2 protein-coding genes and 2 pseudogenes are annotated in these 1,609 nt (G+C 55.9%); 2 read left to right on the top strand and 2 right to left on the bottom strand.

Features of this window, described 5'->3' with window-relative positions; translation table 11 throughout:
- Positions 1 to 206: pseudogene (locus NKH93_RS34200) on the bottom strand (IS6 family transposase); the annotation flags it as partial.
- 53 nt (positions 207 to 259) lie between these two features.
- Here NKH93_RS34200 and NKH93_RS34490 point away from each other — a divergent pair.
- Both NKH93_RS34490 and NKH93_RS34190 read left to right on the top strand, forming a co-directional pair.
- A pseudogene (locus NKH93_RS34490) lies at positions 260 to 443 on the top strand (IS6 family transposase); the annotation flags it as partial.
- A gap of 360 nt (positions 444 to 803) precedes the next feature.
- Positions 804 to 1,328, top strand: coding sequence for a GNAT family N-acetyltransferase (locus NKH93_RS34190; RefSeq protein WP_352976409.1), 525 nt, complete (start codon positions 804 to 806; stop codon positions 1,326 to 1,328).
- On the opposite strand, the gene NKH93_RS34185 is transcribed toward NKH93_RS34190, so the two are convergent.
- Positions 1,322 to 1,609 (bottom strand): hypothetical protein (locus NKH93_RS34185; RefSeq protein ID WP_352976407.1); only part of this gene is annotated, 288 nt, incomplete at its 5' end. The two genes, NKH93_RS34190 and NKH93_RS34185, sit on opposite strands and share 7 nt — an antisense overlap.

Genomic DNA, 1,609 nt, shown 5'->3' with positions numbered 1-1,609 from the left:
GCTGCTTGCGGCGCGCGGCGAGCGTAATGCGGACCGAACTTGATGCCCCACCGGCGGATTGTCTCATACGAACCACGACCCCGCGTCCAGCAGCATTTCCTCGACCAGACGCAGGCTCAAGGGAACCTGCAGTAGAGCCAGACTGCATGGGCGATGATCTGCGGCGGGAAACGATGGCGCTTGTAGCTGACGGCCGCGGTGTTCATGCGATCGGGTCTATGCCGCAAATCCCTGAACGCGAGTTAAGTCGATAACGCCTGCACATGTGCCCCTGCGAAAACGGGAACGGATGATGCAAGGCTTCCGATCACCAGGAGCACTGCAACGCTTTCGTTTCGATCTTCTCGGCTCTGCGCAAGCTCTTCGTCCCGCGCCCCCTCAAAACGCTCCGCTCTCGCTACACATACTCACCGCCTGCAGCCATGGCGGAATGGAAAGCCGTGGTCCGTGGTCAGCTGACATCAGCGGCCGCAGCTCTCAACGCGTTTATGTGCAGACAACGTGACATCGCCAGTCCGGATCAATGCACTAACGCCGTCGGCAGCCGTTATGGCTCTCCAGCGAGGTCAACGTTGCGGTCTCGCCATGCCGACACCTTGTGTCGGGTTTGTCGTGTCCGCAGCACAGGCTCTGTTAACCCAATCTTTGTTTTGCTTCAGGCTAAACAGTTGAAAAGCAATCACAAAATTTCTTCTTCGGTCCGATCAGCCAAATGGCACGGGTTTTGAAACCCTTCGGTGTGAGGCGGCAGAGCTGCCGGCCGGTATTGATATCGCGGGTAGCGGCGATCGATGGAACGAGGGATGGAATTTCACATGAATCTAGAAACAGAGCGTTTATTCATGCGCCCAATACGTCCTTGGGATGCCGATGCCATGCATCGCCTGCACTGTGATCCGCTAGTAGTCGAATCGACGATGGGGGGAATTCCGCCAACGCGGGAAATGTCTGATGCGCGGCTGTCCCTCTATCTTCATGAGTGGGAAACTTACGGATATGGATTCTGGATGGTCTATGAACGAGAGGACAATGGCGACTTGCGCTTCGTGGGGCGATCCGGGCTGCGCCGCGTCGATGACAACGACATTGAAACCGGATGCTACTTGTTCGGAGCCCGGTGCGGCCAGGGGATTGGGCCGGAAAGCCTTAAGCCAGCGATCGAATTCGCCTTCGCAACCCAACCTATCGTTCGGTTAGTCTCTTTCATACACCCGACGAATATACGATCTCTCAGAGCGAAAACCCGACAGGGCTATTCCTGCCTTGGGTCAGTTGTCGTTGATGGAACGAACTATCAGCTCTTTGAATTGCGCCGTCCGTCTCAGTGATGCTCAGCAAACTGCTGCGCTTCCTTCGAGTTCAAAGTTGTCCGAATCAGGACGTAGCCCTGAGCTCCCCAAGATGCTTGCGATGAGGTAGCGTAGAAGGCCGTACGCAACGCGGATGTTTGCTGCGCGATTGCGTCGGCGCAGAGTTTTGACATTTTGTTGTAACAAAATACTACGCCAAGTGCGAGCCACCCCTTGTTATGTTTAGGAGATGCATTATTATGTTGCACGAAAACACGGCGCCGAGCGCCTCCTTGCCTGGCGCCCAGTCCGAAAAATTG

Origin of the sequence: Mesorhizobium sp. M0954 (assembly GCF_040319155.1) — a bacterium.
GTDB lineage: Bacteria > Pseudomonadota > Alphaproteobacteria > Rhizobiales > Rhizobiaceae > Mesorhizobium.
Note: the sequence above shows the minus strand (reverse complement) of the source record. Positions and strands in the feature narration are given on the sequence as shown.

Excerpts from the sequence above, each read along its gene's own strand:
- NKH93_RS34190 (WP_352976409.1), top strand. The coding sequence starts at position 804 with ATGGAATTTCACATGAATCTAGAAACAGAGCGTTTATTCATGCGCCCA.